Annotated in this window: 19 protein-coding genes, 1 tRNA gene and 1 pseudogene; all 21 read left to right on the top strand. The window is 62.7% G+C overall.

The window, feature by feature from the left end:
- Window positions 1-122 (top strand): annotated as a pseudogene (locus tag ACREPD_RS13295) (hypothetical protein); the annotation flags it as partial.
- A 99-nt stretch (window positions 123-221) separates the two neighbouring features.
- Window positions 222-297 (top strand) — tRNA-Trp (locus tag ACREPD_RS13290).
- A 44-nt stretch (window positions 298-341) separates the two neighbouring features.
- A complete protein-coding gene (gene secE / locus ACREPD_RS13285) occupies window positions 342-746 on the top strand; it encodes a preprotein translocase subunit SecE (protein ID WP_421571194.1) in 405 nt (134 codons plus the stop codon).
- A gap of 10 nt (window positions 747-756) precedes the next feature.
- A complete protein-coding gene (nusG, locus tag ACREPD_RS13280; RefSeq protein WP_431599756.1) occupies window positions 757-1,317 on the top strand; it encodes a transcription termination/antitermination protein NusG in 561 nt (186 codons plus the stop codon).
- 255 nt (window positions 1,318-1,572) lie between these two features.
- A complete protein-coding gene (gene rplK, locus ACREPD_RS13275) occupies window positions 1,573-2,001 on the top strand; it encodes a 50S ribosomal protein L11 (RefSeq protein WP_431599755.1) in 429 nt (142 codons plus the stop codon).
- A 4-nt stretch (window positions 2,002-2,005) separates the two neighbouring features.
- Window positions 2,006-2,704: a 50S ribosomal protein L1 gene (gene rplA / locus ACREPD_RS13270; RefSeq protein ID WP_421571191.1), complete on the top strand. Its 699-nt coding sequence runs from the start codon at window positions 2,006-2,008 to the stop codon at window positions 2,702-2,704.
- A 384-nt stretch (window positions 2,705-3,088) separates the two neighbouring features.
- On the top strand, window positions 3,089-3,622 hold the full coding sequence (gene rplJ, locus ACREPD_RS13265) for a 50S ribosomal protein L10 (protein ID WP_282247497.1): 534 nt from the start codon (window positions 3,089-3,091) through the stop codon (window positions 3,620-3,622).
- Between the two features lie 62 nt (window positions 3,623-3,684).
- A complete protein-coding gene (rplL, locus tag ACREPD_RS13260; RefSeq protein ID WP_019186119.1) occupies window positions 3,685-4,053 on the top strand; it encodes a 50S ribosomal protein L7/L12 in 369 nt (122 codons plus the stop codon).
- Between the two features lie 287 nt (window positions 4,054-4,340).
- On the top strand, window positions 4,341-8,495 hold the full coding sequence (gene rpoB / locus ACREPD_RS13255; protein WP_431599754.1) for a DNA-directed RNA polymerase subunit beta: 4,155 nt from the start codon (window positions 4,341-4,343) through the stop codon (window positions 8,493-8,495).
- 89 nt (window positions 8,496-8,584) lie between these two features.
- The gene (rpoC, locus tag ACREPD_RS13250; protein WP_431599753.1) at window positions 8,585-12,826 is read left to right on the top strand and encodes a DNA-directed RNA polymerase subunit beta'; all 4,242 of its coding nucleotides are present in this window, start codon (window positions 8,585-8,587) and stop codon (window positions 12,824-12,826) included.
- A 372-nt stretch (window positions 12,827-13,198) separates the two neighbouring features.
- Window positions 13,199-13,573, top strand: coding sequence for a 30S ribosomal protein S12 (rpsL, locus tag ACREPD_RS13245; RefSeq protein ID WP_025879344.1), 375 nt, complete (start codon window positions 13,199-13,201; stop codon window positions 13,571-13,573).
- Window positions 13,574-13,585: 12 nt separating this feature from the next.
- Window positions 13,586-14,053 (top strand): 30S ribosomal protein S7, encoded by a 468-nt coding sequence (gene rpsG / locus ACREPD_RS13240; RefSeq protein ID WP_313348940.1) that lies wholly within the window; start codon window positions 13,586-13,588, stop codon window positions 14,051-14,053.
- Between the two features lie 136 nt (window positions 14,054-14,189).
- Entirely contained in the window at window positions 14,190-16,331 is a 2,142-nt protein-coding gene (fusA, locus tag ACREPD_RS13235; protein ID WP_431599752.1) for an elongation factor G, read from the top strand.
- A gap of 52 nt (window positions 16,332-16,383) precedes the next feature.
- Window positions 16,384-17,574, top strand: a complete 1,191-nt coding sequence (tuf, locus tag ACREPD_RS13230; protein WP_431599751.1) for an elongation factor Tu — start codon at window positions 16,384-16,386, stop codon at window positions 17,572-17,574.
- A gap of 334 nt (window positions 17,575-17,908) precedes the next feature.
- Complete coding sequence (gene rpsJ / locus ACREPD_RS13225; RefSeq protein ID WP_010341589.1) at window positions 17,909-18,220, top strand: 30S ribosomal protein S10; 312 nt, start codon at window positions 17,909-17,911, stop codon at window positions 18,218-18,220.
- 11 nt (window positions 18,221-18,231) lie between these two features.
- A complete protein-coding gene (gene rplC / locus ACREPD_RS13220) occupies window positions 18,232-18,882 on the top strand; it encodes a 50S ribosomal protein L3 (RefSeq protein WP_332809131.1) in 651 nt (216 codons plus the stop codon).
- Between the two features lie 12 nt (window positions 18,883-18,894).
- Window positions 18,895-19,500: a 50S ribosomal protein L4 gene (gene rplD, locus ACREPD_RS13215; protein ID WP_068849458.1), complete on the top strand. Its 606-nt coding sequence runs from the start codon at window positions 18,895-18,897 to the stop codon at window positions 19,498-19,500.
- Window positions 19,497-19,796, top strand: coding sequence for a 50S ribosomal protein L23 (gene rplW, locus ACREPD_RS13210; RefSeq protein WP_313348127.1), 300 nt, complete (start codon window positions 19,497-19,499; stop codon window positions 19,794-19,796). Before rplD ends, rplW begins: the two co-directional genes overlap by 4 nt.
- 10 nt (window positions 19,797-19,806) lie before the next feature.
- A complete protein-coding gene (gene rplB / locus ACREPD_RS13205) occupies window positions 19,807-20,634 on the top strand; it encodes a 50S ribosomal protein L2 (RefSeq protein ID WP_421570659.1) in 828 nt (275 codons plus the stop codon).
- A gap of 6 nt (window positions 20,635-20,640) precedes the next feature.
- Window positions 20,641-20,910: a 30S ribosomal protein S19 gene (rpsS, locus tag ACREPD_RS13200; RefSeq protein ID WP_017355409.1), complete on the top strand. Its 270-nt coding sequence runs from the start codon at window positions 20,641-20,643 to the stop codon at window positions 20,908-20,910.
- A 12-nt stretch (window positions 20,911-20,922) separates the two neighbouring features.
- Window positions 20,923-21,258: a 50S ribosomal protein L22 gene (gene rplV / locus ACREPD_RS13195; protein WP_017355410.1), complete on the top strand. Its 336-nt coding sequence runs from the start codon at window positions 20,923-20,925 to the stop codon at window positions 21,256-21,258.
- Window positions 21,259-21,269: the final 11 nt, after the last annotated feature.

Below are 21,269 nucleotides of genomic sequence, written 5' to 3'. Positions count from 1 at the left end.
ACAACGTGAAGATGGTCGTGACCCTGATCCACCCGATCGCGATGGATGAAGGCCTGCGTTTCGCCATTCGTGAAGGCGGTCGTACCGTCGGCGCCGGCGTGGTCTCCAAGATCGTCAAGTAATCTGCAACACCGGCGGCAGCACAGCGCTGCCGGTCTCGCGAACGGCGGGCCGGGAACCTCGGTCCGCCTTCGCCGTCTAAGGGAAGGCAGTTTTTCAGTACGCCAGTAGCTCAATTGGCAGAGCAGCGGTCTCCAAAACCGCAGGTTGGGGGTTCGAGTCCCTCCTGGCGTGCCACTTCTCCCTTCCAGCGGCCATGCCGCCTCAGCAGCCAGAGCCGGATGAACAGCAAGATCGAGCATTCCAAGGACACCTCCACCGGAGGTGACATCGTCAAATACGCCGCCGCAGTGCTCCTGGCACTTGCGGGTCTTTTTGCTTGGTTCTGGTTCGGCATGCCCGAGCATGCGTCCCAGAATGCCTGGTCCGGCCCGTTGCGTGGCCTGGGTGTTGCGGTTGGCCTTGCGGCCGGCCTCGGCGTGTTCCTGATGACCGCCAAGGGTCGCGACACGCGTGAATTCCTTTCCGAATCCCGTTTCGAGCTGCGCAAGGTGGTCTGGCCGACGCGCCAGGAAGCCATGCGCATGACCTGGGTGGTGATGGTCGTCGTGATCATCCTCAGTCTGCTGCTCGGCGGCTTTGATTTCTTGATTCAGAAAGCGATCCAGTTGTTCCTGGGTCGATAAGGAGAAACCTGTGAAGCGTTGGTATGTCGTTCACGCCTATTCAGGCTTCGAAAAGAAGGTGGCGCAGGACCTGCGCGCCCGCATCGAGCTTCAGGAAAAGCAGGAACTCTTCGGTGACGTCCTCGTCCCGACCGAAGAGGTGGTTGAAATGCGCTCCGGCCAGAAGCGCCGTTCCGAGCGCAAGTTCTTCCCCGGTTATGTCCTGGTCCAGATCGAGACCCACGACGAGAACGGCATTCCGCGCATCGACAACGAAAGCTGGCATCTGGTGAAGGAAACTTCCAAGGTGCTGGGCTTCATCGGCGGTACCGCAGATCGCCCGCTCCCTATTCAGGATAGTGAGGCTGCTGCCATTCTGGACCGCGTTCAGGATGGTATCGAGAAGCCCCGTCCGAAGGTCCTGTTCGAGCCAGGCCAGATGGTGCGCGTCACCGAAGGTCCGTTCAACGACTTCAACGGTGTGGTCGAAGAGGTCAACTACGAGAAGAGCCGTCTGCGCGTCTCGGTGCTGATCTTCGGTCGCGCCACCCCGGTCGAGCTCGAGTTCGGCCAGGTCGAAAAGGCCGTCTGATGCGGTAGCGCCGGGCTCTGCCCGGCGGCATTACCGGATCAGCGGGGCAGAGCCCCGCTCTACGGGCCCGCGCATTCACGCTGGGCACCGAAAACCTGATATAGTGCGCGGCTTCCTGCCAGGAAGCTGGCAAAAGCAAGGGCCGCCGCGAGGTGGCCTTCTGCGTGAATTCAAAAACGCGATGCCGGGACGCGAGATTCCCGGTCCGATGGGGAGCCTGTGGTCGTAAGGCGCTAGCACCCGGAGAGTATTCACATGGCAAAGAAAGTAGTTGGTTACATCAAGCTGCAGGTGAAGGCCGGTCAGGCCAACCCCTCGCCGCCGGTCGGTCCCGCGCTGGGTCAGCGTGGCCTGAACATCATGGAATTCTGCAAGGCCTTCAATGCCGCCACGGCGAAGCATGAGCAGGGTCTGCCGGTTCCGGTGATCATCACCGCCTATTCGGACCGTACCTTCACCTTCATCACCAAGAGCACGCCGGCAACGACGCTGCTGAAGAAGGCCGCTGGCGTGTCCTCGGGCTCCAAGCGCCCGAACACCGACAAGGTCGGCAAGGTCACCCGCAAGCAGCTGGAAGAGATCGCCAAGGCGAAGGAAGCTGACCTGACGGCCGCCGACCTGGACGCCGCAGTGCGTACGATCGCCGGTTCTGCCCGTTCCATGGGCCTTGTGGTAGAGGGTTAAGAAGATGGCACAGACCAAGCGTGAGAAGGCCATCAAGGCCGCTGTCGTCCCGGGCAAGGCATATGCCTTCGAAGACGCAATCAAGATCCTGAAGACCGCTACCAAGGCCAAGTTCGTCGAGTCCTTCGACGTCGCTGTGCGCCTGGGCGTGGACGCCAAGAAGTCCGACCAGCAGGTGCGCGGTTCGACCGTGCTGCCGGCCGGTACCGGCAAGAGCGTGCGCGTTGCCGTCTTCGCACCGGCCGGTGCCAAGGCTGACGAAGCCCTGGCCGCTGGCGCGGAAGCCGTGGGTATGGACGACCTGGCCGAGAAGATGCAGGCCGGCGATCTGAACTACGACGTCGTCATCGCGACCCCGGACGCCATGCGCGTCGTGGGTAAGCTGGGCACCGTGCTCGGCCCGCGCGGCCTGATGCCGAACCCGAAGGTCGGCACCGTGTCGGCCAACCCGGGCGAAGCCGTCAAGAATGCCAAGTCGGGTCAGGTGCGTTACCGCACCGACAAGGCCGGCATCATCCACTGCACCATCGGCAAGGCCGACTTTGCCGAAGACGCGCTGAAGTCGAACCTGCAGGCGCTGCTGCTGGACCTGATCAAGGCCAAGCCGGCTACCTCGAAGGGCCTGTACCTGCAGAAGGTGTCGGTCAGCTCGACGATGGGCCCGGGCGTCACCGTCGACACCTCGTCGCTGACCCTGAAGTAATCGTTTCAAGCGGGTAGGCGGCTTCGGTCGCCTGCCCGTGAATTTTGAAGGCATCCGAGCGGGCTCGCCCGCGGAGAAGCCGTCAAAGACCGCAGGCGCGGTCGTTACATACCGGCGACGGGCAGGGATGCTCGCATTGGCAGGGAGTCGCCGCCGGCGCAGTACCGATCGCTTAATGGATTCCCTCGGGAATCACCCTGCGTAGATGGTGCCCTTCTGGAGTTTTTCTGGTTCACGCACGTCTGGGTTCACCCAGGTTGGCCATCCAGGTCTAGAACGGCCCACCCTTGGAACATCAACCCGATGTTCCCGGCGTCCAGGACGGATGCCGCCCAGGACCGCAAACGGCAGGAGCCGTAAGCGGAGTTCAATTGGAGGAGTGCAATGGCTCTCAATCTGTCCCAGAAGCAAGAAGTAGTGGCCGAGGTTGCGGACGTCGCTGCCAAGGCTCACTCCTTGATCGCAGCCCATTACGCTGGCACCACGGTCTCCCAGATGACCGCGATGCGCAAGCAGGCCCGCGAAACCGGCGTTTTCTTGAAGGTTGTCAAGAACACGCTGGCCGAGCGCGCCGTCAAGGGCACCGAGTTCGAATGTGCAACGGACAAGTTCACCGGTCCGATGCTGTTCGCGTTCTCGCTTGAGGAGCCCGGCGCAGCCGGTCGCCTGATCAAGGAAGCCGCCAAGAACAACGCCAAACTGCTTCCGCAGGTCGTTGCCATTGGTGGTGAAGTGTTCCCGGCAAGCCACGTCGACGTGCTGGCATCGCTGCCGACCCGCGACCAGGCCCTGGCCATGCTGGCCCGCGTCCTGACCGAGCCGGTCACGATGTTCGCCCGCGCCATCAAGGCCATCGGCGACAAGCAGAACGGTGGCGAAACCGCCGACGCTGCCGAGCCGGCTGCCGAAACCGCCTGAGTCGCTGTTTACGTGGTTCCTGACGGAACCTGAACCCAGAAAATTATCCAAAGGTAATCAAAATGTCCCTTACCAACGAACAGATCGTCGACGCCATCGCCGAGAAGTCCCTGATGGAAGTGATGGAGCTGGTCAAGGCCATCGAAGAGAAGTTCGGCGTCTCCGCCGCTGCTCCGGTCGCCGCTGCTGCTGCAGCTGGTCCGGCTGCCGCTGTTGAAGAGCAGACCGAATTCGACGTCATCCTGAAGTCGGCCGGCGATAAGAAGGTCGAAGTCATCAAGGCCGTTCGCGCCATCACCGGCCTGGGCCTGAAGGAAGCGAAGGACCTGGCAGAAGCTGGCGGCATGATCAAGGAAGCCGCTTCGAAGGACGACGCTGCCAAGTTCAAGAAGGACCTGGAAGCTGCTGGCGCGACTGTCGAAGTCAAGTAAGCACTTCCTTGCGTCGCCATCGAAACACGGCGATGCAGCCAAGGCTGGGGGCGTAAGCCCCCGGCCTTTGGTCGTTGTTGCGGCAACAGCTGTAGAACCAACGGTAGAGACGACTGTTAGTCGTCTGCTCCACCGAATTACCGGCCCAGGCCGGCGAGTTGGTAGTTGGAAGTAGCGGGAGAAGGCGTGCTGGTGCCGGCAATACCAGCGACTTCCAACTGACAATTTTCATGTTCCCTTCGGGCCACGCCTCCATGGCGGGGCCCGCACAGCCAAGGTGAGACCCCATGACGTCATATTCGTTCACCGAAAAGAAGCGTATCCGCAAGGATTTCGGCAAGCAGCGCTCGATCCTCGAAGTGCCTTTCCTGCTTGCCATCCAGGTGGATTCCTATCGCGAATTCCTGCAGGAAAACGTGGATCCGGCCAAGCGCCGTGATCTCGGCCTGCACGCGGCCCTGAAGTCGGTGTTCCCGATCGCCAGCTACAGCGGCAACGCTGCGCTGGAATACGTCGGCTACAAGCTTGGCGACCCGGTGTTTGACGAGCGCGAGTGCCGCCAGCGCGGCATGAGCTACGGCGCGCCGCTGCGCGTGACCGTGCGCCTGGTGATCTACGACCGCGAGTCGTCGACCAAGGCCATCAAGTACGTGAAGGAGCAGGAGGTCTACCTCGGCGAAATCCCGCTGATGACCGACAACGGCACCTTCATCGTGAACGGTACCGAGCGCGTGATCGTCTCGCAGCTGCACCGTTCGCCGGGCGTGTTCTTCGACCACGACCGTGGCAAGACCCACAGCTCGGGCAAGCTGCTGTACAGCGCCCGCATCATTCCGTACCGCGGTTCCTGGCTGGACTTCGAGTTCGACCCGAAGGATGCCCTGTTCACCCGTATCGACCGTCGCCGCAAGCTGCCGGTGTCGATCCTGCTGCGTGCGCTGGGTTACAGCAACGAAGAAATGCTGGCCGAGTTCTTCGAGATCAACACGTTCCACATCAATCCCGATGAAGGCGTGCAGCTCGAACTGGTGGCCGAGCGCCTGCGCGGCGAGACCCTGAACTTCGACCTGGCCGACGGCGACAAGGTCATCGTCGAAGCTGGCAAGCGCATCACCGCGCGCCACGTGAAGCAGCTGGAAGCCTCGGGCATTGCCGCCCTGGCCGTGCCGGACGATTACATCGTCGGCCGCATCCTGTCGCACGACGTGGTCGATGCCAACACCGGTGAGCTGCTGGCCCAGGCCAACGACGAAATCACCGACGAACAGCTGCAGGCCTTCCGCAAGGCCGGCGTCGACGCCGTGGGCACCCTGTGGGTGAACGACCTGGATCGTGGCCCGTACCTGTCCAACACCCTGCGCATCGATCCGACCAAGACCCAGCTGGAAGCCCTGGTCGAAATCTACCGCATGATGCGTCCGGGCGAGCCGCCGACCAAGGATGCCGCGCAGAACCTGTTCCACAACCTGTTCTTCACCTTCGAGCGCTACGACCTGTCCACGGTCGGCCGCATGAAGTTCAACCGCCGTGTCGGCCGCAAGGCCGTCACCGGCGAAGCCGTGCTCTACGATCGCAAGTACTTCGGTGAGCGCAACGACGAAGAGTCCAAGCGCCTGGTCGCCGAGCACGGCGACAGCTCCGACATCCTGGAAGTGATCAAGGTCCTGACCGAGATCCGCAACGGTCGTGGCGTGGTCGATGACATCGATCACCTGGGCAACCGTCGCGTCCGTTCGGTCGGTGAAATGGCCGAGAACGTGTTCCGCGTGGGCCTGGTCCGCGTCGAGCGCGCGGTCAAGGAGCGCCTGTCGATGGCCGAGTCCGAAGGCCTGACCCCGCAGGAGCTGATCAACGCCAAGCCGGTCGCCGCGGCCATCAAGGAGTTCTTCGGCTCCTCGCAGCTGTCGCAGTTCATGGATCAGAACAACCCGCTGTCGGAAGTGACGCACAAGCGTCGCGTCTCGGCCCTGGGCCCGGGCGGTCTGACCCGCGAACGCGCCGGCTTCGAAGTGCGCGACGTGCATCCGACCCATTACGGCCGCGTCTGCACCATCGAAACGCCGGAAGGCCCGAACATCGGCCTGATCAACTCGCTGGCCGTGTACGCCCGCACCAACCAGTACGGTTTCCTTGAGACCCCGTACCGCAAGGTGCACGACGGCAAGGTTTCCGACGAGATCGAGTTCCTGTCGGCCATCGAGGAAAACGAGTACGTCATCGCCCAGGCAAACGCCCTGACCGATGCCAAGAGCGTGCTCACCGAGCAGTTCGTGCCGTGCCGTTTCCAGGGTGAGTCGCTGCTGAAGCCGCCGGCAGAGGTCCACTTCATGGACGTCTCGCCGATGCAGACCGTGTCGATCGCCGCCGCGCTGGTTCCGTTCCTGGAACACGATGACGCGAACCGTGCACTGATGGGCGCCAACATGCAGCGCCAGGCCGTGCCGACCCTGCGTGCGCAGAAGCCGCTGGTGGGTACCGGTATCGAACGCGCCGTGGCCCGTGACTCGGGTGTGACCGTCAACGCCCGTCGTGGCGGCGATATCGTGCAGATCGACGCTGGCCGCATCGTGGTCAAGGTGAACGAAGCCGAGATCACCGACGCGACCGACGCCGGCGTGGACATCTACAACCTGATCAAGTACACCCGCTCCAACCAGAACACCTGCATCAACCAGCGTCCGCTGGTGGAAGTGGGCGACGTGGTGGCGCGTGGCGACGTGCTGGCTGACGGTCCGTCCACCGACATCGGCGAACTGGCCCTGGGCCAGAACATGCTGATCGCGTTCATGCCGTGGAACGGCTACAACTTCGAAGACTCCATCCTGCTCTCCGAGCGCGTGGTGGAAGAGGATCGTTACACCACGATCCACATCGAAGAACTGACCTGCGTCGCGCGTGACACCAAGCTGGGGCCGGAGGAAATCTCGGCCGACATCCCGAACGTCTCCGAGCAGGCGCTGAACCGCCTCGACGAGTCCGGCGTGGTGTACATCGGCGCCGAAGTGCGCGCCGGCGACATCATGGTCGGCAAGGTCACGCCGAAGGGCGAAAGCCAGCTGACCCCGGAAGAGAAGCTGCTTCGCGCCATCTTCGGCGAGAAGGCCTCCGACGTTAAGGACAGCTCGCTGCGCGTGCCGCCGGGCATGGACGGCACCGTCATCGACGTGCAGGTCTTCACCCGCGACGGCATCGAGAAGGACAAGCGTGCGCGCCAGATCGAGGAAAACGAGATCAAGCGCGTCAAGAAGGACTTCGACGACCAGTTCCGCATCCTTGAAGCGGCGATCTACGCACGCCTGCGTTCGCAGATCGTGGGCAGGGTGGCCAACGGTGGTACCAACCTGAAGAAGGGTGACGTCATCTCCGACGCCTACCTGGACGGCCTGAAGAAGGCTGACTGGTTCGTGCTGCGCATGAAGGACGAGGACGCCTCGGAAGCCATCGAACGCGCCCAGAAGCAGATCCAGGCGCACGAGAAGGAATTCGAGCGTCGCTTCGCCGACAAGCGCGGCAAGATCACCGCCGGTGACGACCTCGCCCCGGGCGTGCTGAAGATGGTCAAGGTGTTCCTGGCCGTGAAGCGCCGCATCCAGCCGGGCGACAAGATGGCTGGCCGCCACGGCAACAAGGGTGTGGTCTCCAACGTGGTGCCGGTCGAGGACATGCCGTACATGGCCTCGGGCGAAACCGTGGACATCGTGCTGAACCCGCTGGGCGTGCCGTCGCGTATGAACATCGGCCAGATCCTGGAAGTGCATCTGGGCTGGGCCGCCAAGGGCCTGGGCCGCAAGATCCAGGGCATGCTCGAGGCGCAGGCCGCGATCAGCGAACTGCGCAAGTTCCTGGACGACGTGTACAACCACGACAAGACCCAGCACGCCAACCACGTCGACCTGACCCAGTTCAGCGACGAGGAGCTGCTGCGCCTGGCCGGCAACCTGACCGACGGCGTGCCGATGGCGACCCCGGTGTTCGACGGTGCCACCGAAGCCGAGATCAAGCACATGCTTGCCCTGGCGGATCTGCCGCTCAGCGGCCAGACCCAGCTGTTCGACGGTCGTACCGGTGAGGCATTCGATCGCCACACCACCGTGGGCTACATGCACTACCTGAAGCTGAACCACCTGGTCGACGACAAGATGCACGCCCGTTCGACCGGTCCGTACTCGCTCGTTACCCAGCAGCCGCTGGGCGGCAAGGCGCAGTTCGGTGGCCAGCGCTTCGGTGAAATGGAAGTCTGGGCGCTGGAAGCCTACGGCGCGGCCTACACCCTGCAGGAAATGCTGACGGTGAAGTCCGATGACGTGCAGGGCCGCAACCAGATGTACAAGAACATCGTCGACGGTGAGCACGAGATGGTCGCGGGCATGCCGGAATCCTTCAACGTCCTCGTGAAGGAAATCCGCTCGCTGGCCATCAACATGGAACTGGAAGACAACTGATCGTGCAGGCGCGGCTGCCCCGGCAGCCGCGCCGCCGGATGTGACCTGACAGCCCATCGACAAAGATTTCCTCCTTTCGGAGAAACACCATGAAAGACCTGCTCAACCTCTTCAACCAGCAGCGCCAGACGCTGGACTTCGACGCGATCAAGATCGCGCTGGCCTCGCCGGACCTGATCCGTTCGTGGTCCTTCGGCGAAGTGAAGAAGCCGGAAACCATCAACTACCGTACCTTCAAGCCGGAGCGTGACGGCCTGTTCTGCGCCGCCATCTTCGGGCCGGTCAAGGACTACGAGTGCCTGTGCGGCAAGTACAAGCGCATGAAGCACCGCGGCGTGGTCTGCGAAAAGTGCGGCACCGAAGTCACCCTGGCCAAGGTCCGCCGCGAGCGCATGGGTCACATCGACCTGGCCTCGCCGGTCGCGCACATCTGGTTCCTCAAGTCGCTGCCGTCGCGCATCGGCCTGATGCTGGACATGACCCTGCGTGACATCGAGCGCGTGCTGTACTTCGAAGCGTACGTGGTGACCGAGCCGGGCCTGACCGCCCTGGAGCGCCGCCAGCTGCTGACCGAAGAACAGTACCTGCAGGCCCGCCAGGAGCACGGTGACGACTTCGACGCCGCCATGGGCGCCGAGGCCGTGTACGAACTGCTGCGCACCATCGACCTGCAGTCGGAAATGACCCGCCTGCGCGAAGAGATCGCCAGCACCGGTTCGGAAACCAAGCTCAAGCGCCTCACCAAGCGCATCAAGCTGGTCGAAGCCTTCCTCGAGTCGGGCAACCGTCCGGAGTGGATGGTCATGACCGTGCTGCCGGTGCTGCCGCCGGACCTGCGTCCGCTGGTGCCGCTGGACGGTGGCCGCTTCGCGACCTCCGACCTGAACGACCTGTACCGCCGCGTCATCAACCGCAACAACCGCCTGCGCCGCCTGCTCGAGCTGAACGCGCCGGACATCATCGTGCGCAATGAAAAGCGCATGCTGCAGGAATCGGTCGATGCGCTGCTGGACAACGGCCGTCGCGGCCGTGCCATCACCGGCACCAACAAGCGCCCGCTGAAGTCGCTGGCCGACATGATCAAGGGCAAGCAGGGTCGCTTCCGCCAGAACCTGCTGGGCAAGCGCGTCGACTACTCGGGCCGTTCGGTCATCGTGGTCGGCCCGTACCTGCGCCTGCACCAGTGCGGCCTGCCGAAGAAGATGGCGCTCGAACTGTTCAAGCCGTTCGTGTTCGCCAAGCTGCAGCGTCGTGGCCTGGCCACCACCATCAAGGCCGCCAAGAAGCTGGTCGAGCGCGAAGAAGCCGAAGTCTGGGACATCCTGGAAGAGGTCATCCGCGAACACCCGGTCATGCTGAACCGTGCGCCAACCCTGCACCGTCTGGGCATCCAGGCGTTCGAGCCGGTCCTGATCGAGGGCAAGGCCATCCAGCTGCACCCGCTGGTCTGCACCGCGTTCAACGCCGACTTCGACGGTGACCAGATGGCCGTCCACGTGCCGCTCTCGCTGGAAGCCCAGCTGGAAGCGCGTGCGCTGATGATGTCGACCAACAACATCCTGTCGCCGGCCAACGGCGAGCCGATCATCGTGCCGTCGCAGGACGTCGTGCTGGGTCTGTACTACATGACCCGCTCGCTGGAAAACAAGAAGGGCGAGGGCATGGCCTTCGCCAACATCGCCGAAGTCAAGCGCGCCTACGACAACCGCGTGGTGGAACTGCACGCGCGCGTCAAGGTCCGCATCACCGAAGTGGTGACCGACGAGGAAGGCAACAAGCAGAACAAGACCTCGATCGTGGACACCACGATCGGTCGCGCCCTGCTGGCTGAAATCCTGCCGGAAGGCCTGCCGTTCGCGCTGGCCAACACCGAGCTGACCAAGAAGAACATCAGCCGCCTGATCAACTCCAGCTACCGTCAGCTGGGCTTGAAGGACACGGTCGTGTTCGCCGACAAGCTGATGTACACCGGCTTCGCCTACGCAACCCGCGCCGGCGTGTCGATCGGTATCGACGACATGCTGATCCCGGACGAGAAGAAGGGCATCCTCACCGAGGCCGAAGCCGAAGTGCTGGAAATCCAGGAGCAGTACCAGTCGGGCCTGGTCACCGCTGGCGAGCGCTACAACAAGGTGGTCGACATCTGGTCGCGTACCAATGAACGCATCGCCAAGGCGATGATGGACACCATTGGTACCGAGAAGGTGGTCAACGCCAAGGGCGAGACCATCGACCAGAAGTCGATGAACTCGCTGTACATCATGGCCGACTCCGGTGCACGAGGCAGCCAGGCGCAGATCCGTCAGCTGGCCGGTATGCGTGGCCTGATGGCGCGTCCGGACGGCTCGATCATCGAAACGCCCATCAAGGCGAACTTCCGTGAAGGCCTGAACGTACAGGAATACTTCAACTCCACCCACGGTGCCCGTAAGGGTCTGGCCGATACCGCGCTGAAGACCGCCAACTCGGGTTACCTGACCCGTCGTCTGGTCGACGTGGCGCAGGACGTGGTCATCACCGAAGTGGATTGCGGTACCACCGAAGGCCTGACCATGACCCCGATCGTGGAAGGCGGCGACGTCGTGGAGCCGTTGAAGGAGCGCGTGCTGGGTCGCGTCGTGGCCGAGGACGTGTTCCTGCCGGGCAACGATGAAGATCCGATCGTGACCCGCAACACCCTGCTGGACGAACAGTGGGTGGCCAAGCTCGAAGACGCCGGCGTGCAGAGCATCAAGGTGCGCTCGACGATCTCCTGCGCCTCGGCGTTCGGTGTCTGCGGTCGCTGCTACGGCCGCGATCTGGCCCGTGGCCACATCGTCAACATCGGTGAAGCGGTCGGCGTCATCGCCGCACAGTCGATCGGTGAGCCGGGTACCCAGCTGACCATGCGTACGTTCCACATCGGTGGTGCGGCATCGCGTGCGGCTGCGGTGGACAACATCACCGTCAAGACCACCGGTTCGGTGAAGTTCAACAACCTCAAGTCGGTCGAGCACGCCAATGGCTCGCTGGTTGCCGTCTCGCGCTCGGGTGAAATCTCGGTGCTGGATGCGCACGGCCGTGAGCGTGAGCGTTACAAGCTGCCGTACGGCTCGATGATCGCGTCCAAGGACGGCGATGCAGTGAAGGCTGGCCAGACCGTGGCCAACTGGGACCCGCATAACCACCCGATCGTGTCCGAAGTGGCTGGTTTCATCCGCTTCATCGACTTCATCGACGGCGTCACCGTCACCGAGAAGACCGACGAACTGACCGGCCTGGCCTCGCGCGAAATCACCGATCCGAAGCGTCGTGGCTCGCAGGCCAAGGAACTGCGCCCGATCGTGCGTATCGTGGATGCCAAGGGCAATGACCTGACCATCCCGAACACCGATCTGCCGGCCCAGTACCTGCTGCCGCCGCGCTCCATCGTCAACCTGCAGGACGGCGCCGCCGTCGGCGTGGGCGACGTGGTCGCCAAGATCCCGCAGGAAGCGTCCAAGACCCGCGACATTACCGGTGGTCTGCCGCGCGTGGCCGATCTGTTCGAAGCCCGCAAGCCGAAGGATCCGGCGATCCTGGCCGAGCGCTCGGGCATCATCAGCTTCGGCAAGGACACCAAGGGCAAGCAGCGCCTGATCATCAAGGACACCGATGGTTCGGAACACGAAGAGCTGATTCCGAAGTACCGCCAGGTGATCGTGTTCGAAGGTGAACACGTGACCAAGGGCGAGACCATCGTGGACGGCGAGCCGAGCCCGCAGGACATCCTGCGTCTGCTGGGTGTCGAGCCGCTGGCTGCCTACCTGGTCAAGGAAATCCAGGACGTGTACCGCCTGCAGGGCGTGAAGATCAACGACAAGCACATCGAGGTCATCACCCGCCAGATGCTGCGCAAGGTCGAGATCACCGACCAGGGCAGCAGCAAGTTCCTGAATGGCGAGCAGGCCGAGCGCCAGCGCGTCATCGAGGAAAATGCACGCCTGACCACCCGCAACGAGCTGATCGCCCGTTTCGACCCGGTCCTGCTGGGTATCACCAAGGCGTCGCTGGCCACCGAGTCGTTCATTTCGGCGGCTTCGTTCCAGGAAACCACCCGCGTGCTGACCGAAGCTGCCGTCCGCGGCACCTCGGACAACCTGCGCGGCCTGAAGGAAAACGTCATCGTCGGCCGCCTGATCCCGGCCGGTACCGGCCTGGCGTACCACGCCAACCGTCGCAAGAACGCCTCCGGGCTGACCGATTCGGAAATGCAGCAGCTGTCCGGTTCGCCGGTCGTGGCTGAGGTGGCTCCGGTCGCCCCGGTGGTAGTGGAATCGACCGAAGCCGAATCGGCTGCCGGCGAGGAATGAGAAAGCCGGTCCGGCCTTCGGGCCGGACCACCTTCGGGTAGCGGCCGACCGTTGGTCGGACGACATTCGAAGGGGTAGGGCACCCCCGTTGGTGGTGCCGAACCGGCCTCATGGGTGGCGTAACCGCCGCCGATGAGGTAGGATGCCGGCCGGTCCTCGAAAGGGGGCTGGTTTGACAACCTGAACGGGGGGCATGGAAAAGGCTCCCCTGTAACGGCCCGGGATCAGGGCTGGCTTGGCGCGTGCGCGGTTGACTGCGTTTTCGCCGGGTTGCTACAATCGTCTGTCTCAGCAGGCCGGTTTATCGCCTGCTCGCACATATCCGCATTCATGGCCAGTCTTTTCATTGGCCTCTCTCAGAAGAACTTACTGATGGCGACGATCAATCAGCTTGTCCGCAAGCCGCGGCAGGCAACCACTTACAAGAGTGCCTCCCCGGCTCTTGAAAAGTGCCCCCAGCGCCGTGGCGTCTGCACGCGCGTGTACACCACCACTCCGAAGAAGCCGAACTCGGCGCTTCGCAAGGTTGCCAAGGTCCGCCTGACCAACCAGGAAGAAGTGATTAGCTATATCGGCGGCGAAGGCCACAACCTGCAGGAGCACTCCGTGGTCCTGATCCGTGGCGGTCGCGTCAAGGATCTGCCGGGTGTGCGTTACCACACCGTTCGTGGTTCGCTGGACGCCTCGGGCGTTGCCAAGCGTCGTCAGGGCCGTTCCAAGTACGGCGCCAAGCGTCCGAAGAGCTAAGGGAAAGTACACATGTCTCGTAAAGGTAATACGCCGCAGCGCTCTGTCCTGCCGGATCCGAAGCACGGAAGTGAAACCATCGCACGCTTCATCAACATGGTGATGCTGAGCGGCAAGAAGTCGGTCGCTGAAAAGATCGTCTATGGCGCCATGGATGTGATCGGCGAAAAGAACCCGAACACCATCGAGCTGGTTCAGAAGGCTCTGGACAACGTGGCTCCGTCGGTCGAAGTGAAGTCCCGCCGTGTCGGTGGTGCGACCTACCAGGTGCCGGTCGAAGTGCGTTCGTCGCGCAAGATGGCCCTGGCCATGCGCTGGCTGATCGACTCGGCACGTAAGCGTGGTGAAAACACCATGCCGAAGAAGCTGGCTGCAGAACTGCTGGATGCCTCGGAAAACCGTGGTGGCGCCATCAAGAAGCGCGAAGAAACCCACCGCATGGCCGAAGCCAACAAGGCCTTCGCCCACTACCGCTGGTGAGTTTGACGGCCTTGTAAAACAGGCACGGCAGCACCATCAAGGTGCTGCCTCGCGGCCCCAGAAGGGCTGCGCCAATCCGAAGGCCGCCGAAAGGCGGCGTTCGGCCATCCGAATTCCAAGAAATTGAGAGGCTCCCGTGGCCCGCACCACTCCCATCGAGCGTTACCGCAACTTCGGCATCATGGCCCACATCGATGCCGGCAAGACCACCACGTCCGAGCGCATCCTGTTCTACACCGGCAAGAGCCACAAGATCGGTGAAGTGCACGACGGCGCCGCCACCATGGACTGGATGGAGCAGGAGCAGGAGCGTGGCATCACGATCCAGTCCGCTGCCACCACCGCGTTCTGGAAGGGCATGGACAAGTCCCTGCCGGAGCACCGCTTCAACATCATCGACACCCCCGGGCACGTCGACTTCACCATCGAAGTGGAGCGCTCGCTGCGCGTGCTCGACGGTGCGGTGTTCGTGCTGTGTGCCGTCGGTGGCGTGCAGCCGCAGTCGGAAACCGTGTGGCGCCAGGCCAACCGGTACAAGGTGCCGCGTATTGCGTTCGTCAACAAGATGGACCGCACCGGCGCCAACTTCACCAAGGTCGTTGGCCAGTTGAAGGCCAAGCTGGGCGCCACCGCCGTGCCGATGCAGCTGCCGATCGGCGCTGAAGAAGGCTTCAAGGGCGTGGTCGACCTGATCAAGATGAAGGCCATCCATTGGGATGAAGCCTCGCAGGGCATGAAGTTCGAGTACCTGGACATTCCGGCCGACATGAAGGCGGAGGCCGAAGAGGCCCGTACCTTCATGATCGAAGCGGCTGCCGAAGCCAGCGAAGAGCTGATGGAAAAGTACCTGGGCGGCGAAGAGCTGACCGAGGCCGAGATCGTCGAAGCCCTGCGCGTGCGCACCCTGGCCACCGACATCGTGCCGATGTACTGCGGTTCGGCGTTCAAGAACAAGGGCGTGCAGGCCATGCTGGACGGCGTGGTGCAGCTGCTGCCGTCGCCGATCGACGTGCCGGACGTGACCGGTACCGACGTGGACGACGAAGCCATCGCGCTGAGCCGCAAGTCCGACGACAAGGCGCCGTTCTCGGCCCTGGCCTTCAAGATCATCACCGACCCGTTCGTGGGTGCGCTGACCTTCTTCCGTGTCTATTCGGGCACGCTGAATGCTGGCGACCAGCTGCTGAACTCGGTGAAGGGCAAGAAGGAGCGCATCGGCCGCATCCTGCAGATGCATTCCAACGATCGTGAAGAGATCAAGGAAGTGCTGGCCGGTGACATCGCCGCGGCCGTGGGTCTGAAGGACACCACCACCGGCGACACGCTGTGCTCGCAGGACCACCCGATCATCCTGGAGCGCATGGTGTTCCCGGAGCCGGTGATCTCGATGGCCGTCGAGCCGAAGACCAAGTCGGACCAGGAAAAGATGGGTCTGGCGCTGGGTCGTCTGGCTGCGGAAGATCCGTCGTTCCGCGTCAAGACCGACGAAGAATCCGGCCAGACCATCATCTCGGGCATGGGCGAGCTGCACCTGGACATCATCGTTGACCGCATGAAGCGCGAGTTCAACGTGGAAGCCAACGTCGGCAAGCCGCAGGTGGCCTACCGCGAAACCATCCAGCTGGCCGACGTCAAGTCGGACTACAAGCACGCCAAGCAGTCCGGTGGTAAGGGTCAGTACGGTCACGTCGTGATCGAGCTGTCGCCGATCACCGCTGAAGACCGTGCCGATCCGAAGATCTCGGCGCTGATCAAGGATGATTTCCTGTTCATCAACGACATCACCGGTGGCGTGATTCCGAAGGAATTCATCGCCCCGATCGAAAAGGGTCTGCGCGAAACCATCACCAGCGGTCCGCTGGCGGGCTTCCCGGTGGTGGATGTCAAGGTCAAGCTGGTGTTCGGCTCGTACCATGACGTCGACTCCTCGGAAATGGCGTTCAAGCTGGCTGCGTCGATGGCCTTCAAGCAGGGCTTCAACAAGGCCAAGCCGGTCCTGCTGGAGCCGATCATGAAGGTCGAAATCGTGACCCCGAGCGATTACCAGGGTGACGTGATGGGCGACGTCAGCCGTCGTCGCGGCATGCTGCAGGGTTCGAGCGTGACCGGTGACGGTTCGGCCGAAATCATCAACGCGATGATCCCGCTGGGCGAAATGTTCGGTTACGCCACCTCGCTGCGTTCGCAGACCCAGGGTCGCGCAACGTTCACGATGGAATTCGACCACTACGAGCCGGCGCCGAGCAACATCGCCGAAACCGTGATCAAGAAGGCCTGAGCGTAAGCTCAGGTCTTTACCTCCCTCTTTCTGATATTCAAGGTAGACAACAATGGCAAAGGGTAAGTTCGAGCGCACCAAGCCGCACGTCAACGTCGGCACCATCGGTCACGTCGATCATGGCAAGACCACGCTGACCGCTGCGCTGACCAAGATCGGCGCAGAGCGCTTCGGTGGCGAATTCAAGGATTACTCCGCGATCGACGCCGCGCCGGAAGAAAAGGCCCGTGGCATCACGATCTCGACCGCGCACGTCGAATACGAATCCACCAACCGTCACTACGCCCACGTCGACTGCCCGGGCCATGCTGACTATGTCAAGAACATGATCACCGGTGCTGCGCAGATGGACGGCGCGATCCTGGTCTGTTCGGCTGCTGACGGCCCGATGCCGCAGACCCGCGAGCACATCCTGCTGTCGCGTCAGGTCGGCGTGCCGTACATCGTCGTGTTCCTGAACAAGGCCGACATGGTGGACGACGCCGAGCTGCTGGAACTGGTCGAAATGGAAGTCCGCGAGCTGCTGAGCAAGTACGACTTCCCGGGCGATGACACCCCGATCATCTCGGGTTCGGCCCGTCTGGCGCTGGAAGGCGACCAGAGCGAGATCGGCGTGCCGGCCATCATCAAGCTGGTCGATGCGCTGGACACCTGGATTCCGACCCCGGAGCGTGACGTCGACAAGGCATTCCTGATGCCGGTCGAAGACGTGTTCTCGATCTCGGGCCGCGGCACCGTGGTGACCGGTCGTATCGAGCGCGGCGTGATCAAGGTCGGCGAAGAAATCGAAATCGTCGGTATCCGCGATACCCAGAAGACCACCGTCACCGGCGTGGAAATGTTCCGCAAGCTGCTCGACCAGGGTCAGGCAGGCGACAACGCCGGTCTGCTGCTGCGCGGCACCAAGCGTGACGACGTCCAGCGCGGTCAGGTCCTGTGCAAGCCGGGTTCGATCAAGCCGCACACCGAGTTCGAAGGCGAAGTGTACGTGCTGTCGAAGGATGAAGGCGGCCGCCACACCCCGTTCTTCAACGGCTACCGTCCGCAGTTCTACTTCCGTACCACCGACGTCACCGGTGCCGCCAAGCTGCCGGAAGGCGTCGAGATGGTGATGCCGGGCGACAACGTGAAGATGGTCGTGACCCTGATCCACCCGATCGCGATGGATGAAGGCCTGCGTTTCGCCATTCGTGAAGGCGGTCGTACCGTCGGCGCCGGCGTGGTCTCCAAGATCGTCAAGTAATCTGCTAGACTCTGCGCCCCGATGTTGCCTGGGTAGGGCATCGGGGTGTTGAAAAAACGGGAAAAGAGGCGCAGGACGCACCTCGTGTTCCCCAGACCAGGAAGGGTCGCGCCATTCAGGCAGTGTCAACAGGTCCCCTGTTGACCGCCGCGTTGTATGCGCGCTATACTTTTTGTCTGGGCAGATCGGGAGACCGGTCTGCCTCGATTTTTGAGGTCTATGGAAAGATCTTGTCGCCGCGCAGGAATGTGCGGCGTCCGCATTCAGGATATTCATGGGACAAGGCAACCCAGAGGCCTTGTCCGTCGCTCTTTTAACGAAGGAACCCACCGCCATGGCGGACCAAAAGATCCGGATTCGGCTGAAGGCGTTCGATCATCGTTTGATCGACCGTTCGGCCAGCGAGATCGTTGAAACGGCAAAGCGGACCGGCGCGCAAGTGCGTGGCCCGATCCCCCTGCCGACCAAGATCGAGCGTTACACCATTCTCGTCTCGCCGCACGTCGACAAGGACGCGCGTGACCAGTACGAGACCCGCACGCACAAGCGCGTGCTCGATATCGTCGATCCGAACGACAAGACCGTGGACGCGCTGATGAAGCTCGAACTGGCTGCCGGCGTCGACGTTCAGATCAAGCTGACCTGAGGACTACGACCATGACGAAGAAATATTCGTTGGGCTTCGTGGGCCGCAAGGCTGGCATGAGCCGCGTGTTCACCGAAGATGGCCAGGCCATCCCGGTGACCCTGATTGAAGCTACCCCGAACCGCATCGCGCAGATCAAGACCGTCGAAGCTGACGGCTACAGCGCCGTGCAGGTGACTGTCGGCGCGCGTCGCGCTGCCCTGGTCAACAAGCCGGAAGCCGGTCACTTCGCCAAGGCGAAGGTCGAAGCCGGTCGTGGCCTGTGGGAATTCCGCGTTGAAGACGCGCAGCTCGGCGATTTCGCCGTTGGCGGCGAAGTCAAGGCGGACATCTTCGAAGTTGGCCAGAAGGTCGACGTCCAGGGTGTCACCAAGGGTAAGGGCTTCCAGGGCACCATCAAGCGCTACAACTTCCGTATGGGCGATGCAACCCACGGTAACTCGCTGTCGCATCGCGCGCCGGGTTCCTTGGGCCAGCGCCAGACCCCGGGTCGCGTTTTCCCGGGTAAGAAGATGTCCGGCCACATGGGTTCGGTGCAGCAGAGCACGCAGAACCTGGAAGTGGTGAAGGTCGATGTCGAACGTGGTCTGATCGCAATCCGTGGTGCCGTGCCTGGCGCAGCGGGTGGTGACGTGATCGTTCGTCCGGCTAGCAAGGCATAAGGAGAGATGACGATGGAACTCGTTATCACGGGTAGCAACAACAAGGTCTCGGTCTCCGATGCCGTGTTCGGTCGCGATTTCAGCGAAGATCTGGTTCACCAGGTCGTCGTTGCTTACCGCAACGCCGGTCGCGCCGGCACCAAGGCACAGAAGACTCGCTCTGAAGTGGCTGGTACCACCAAGAAGTCGAAGAAGCAGAAGGGCGGCGGCGCGCGTCATGGCGCACTGACGGCTCCGATCTTCGTCGGCGGCGGTGTCACCTTCGCGGCCAAGCCGCGCAGCTTCGAGCAGAAGGTCAATCGTAAGCAGTACCGTGCCGCCATGTGCGCGATCCTGTCCGAGCTGAACCGTCAGGGCCGTCTGACCATCGTGGAGTCCTTCGATGTCGAAGCGACCAGCACGAAGGCTCTGATCGCCAAGCTGGCCGGCCTGGAAGTGGGCAAGCGCCCGCTGATCGTCACCGAGGAAGCCACCGAGCACCTGTACCTGTCGGCCCGCAACATTCCCTACGTGGAAGTGCGTGACGTCCAGGGTCTGGATCCGGTGTCGCTGGTCGGTGCCGACACGGTCGTCATCACCGCTGACGCGGTCAAGAAGGTCGAGGAGTGGCTGGCATGAACAGCAACGAAAAAATCTTCAGCGTGCTGCGTGCTCCGCGAGTCTCCGAAAAGACCGCGCGCCTGCAGGAACATTCCAACCAGTATGTCTTCGAAGTCTCGAACGAAGCCACCAAGGCCGATGTAAAGGCCGCGGTTGAGCAGCTGTTCGACGTCAAGGTCGAAGCGGTCAACGTGCTGAACGTGAAGGGCAAGAACAAGTCCTTCCGTAACCGCACCGGCCGCCGCGGCGATTGGCGCAAGGCATACGTGCGTCTCGCCGATGGCCAGTCCATCGATGTAACGGCCAAGGCCTGAGGTACATCCCATGCCATTGATGAAATTCAAGCCCACTTCCCCCGGCCGCCGTTCGGCCGTGCGCGTGGTTACGCCCGATCTGCACAAGGGCGCACCGCACGCTGCGTTGCTGGAGCCGAAGAGCAATTCCGGTGGTCGTAACCACCACGGCCGCATCACCACCCGTCATATCGGTGGTGGCCACAAGCAGCATTACCGTCTCATCGACTTCAAGCGCAACAAGGAAGGCATTCCGGCGCGCGTGGAACGCATCGAATACGATCCGAACCGCACCGCCCATATCGCCCTGCTGTGCTACGTCGACGGCGAGCGCCGTTACATCATCGCACCGAAGGGCCTGAAGGCCGGTGACCAGGTGATCGCGGGTTCGGATGCGCCGATCAAGACCGGTAACACCCTGCCGCTGCGCAACATCCCGGTCGGTACCACTGTCCACGGCATCGAACTGAAGCCGGGCAAGGGTGCACAGATCGCGCGTGCCGCCGGCGCTGCCGTGCAGCTCGTCGCTCGTGAAGGCCTCTTCGCCACCCTGCGCCTGCGCTCGGGTGAAATGCGCAAGGTGCCGGTCGAGTGCCGCGCGACCATCGGTGAAGTCGGTAACGACGAACACAACCTGGAAAAGCTGGGCAAGGCTGGCGCCAAGCGCTGGCGCGGTGTCCGCCCGACCGTTCGTGGTGCTGCCATGAACCCGGTTGACCATCCGCACGGTGGTGGTGAGGCGAAGGCCGGCCAGGGTAATCCGCATCCGGTCACCCCGTGGGGTGTTCCGACCAAGGGTTACAAGACGCGCCATAACAAGCGCACCCAGCAATTCATCGTCCGCGATCGTAGGGGCTAATCGACCATGGCACGTTCACTCAAGAAGGGCCCGTTCGTCGATCACCACCTCGTCAAGAAGGTGGAGGCCGCTGCGGGTAGCAAGAAGCCGATCAAGACCTGGTCGCGCCGTTCGATGATCCTGCCGGAAATGGTAGGCATCACCATCGCCGTTCATAACGGTAAGAACCACGTTCCGGTGCTCGTCAACGAGAACATGGTCGGCCACAAGCTCGGCGAATTTGCCATCACCCGGACCTTCAAGGGTCACGGTGGTGACAAGAAGTCGGGCAAGTAAGGAGAGATGACAATGGAAGCGAAAGCAATCCTGCGCTCCGCGCGCATCTCTGCGCAGAAAGCCCGCCTGGTCGCTGACCAGGTGCGCGGCCTGCCGGCCGAGCGTGCGGTCAACCTGCTGAAGTTCTCGGACAAGAAGGCTGCCCACCTGATCAAGAAGGTGGTGGAGTCGGCTATTGCAAATGCCGAGAACAACCAGGGCGCCGACGTCGACGAGCTTAAGGTTCAGACCATCATGGTAGATGAAGGTCCGACCCTGAAGCGTTTCATGGCGCGGGCGAAAGGCCGCGGTACCCGCATCCTCAAGCGCACCAGCCACATCACTGTGGTTGTGGGCGCCGGCAAGTAAGCGGAAAGGAA

The sequence above is a fragment of the Stenotrophomonas sp. genome (genome assembly GCF_050737075.1).
Lineage (GTDB): Bacteria > Pseudomonadota > Gammaproteobacteria > Xanthomonadales > Xanthomonadaceae > Stenotrophomonas.
Note: the sequence above shows the minus strand (reverse complement) of the source record. Positions and strands in the feature narration are given on the sequence as shown.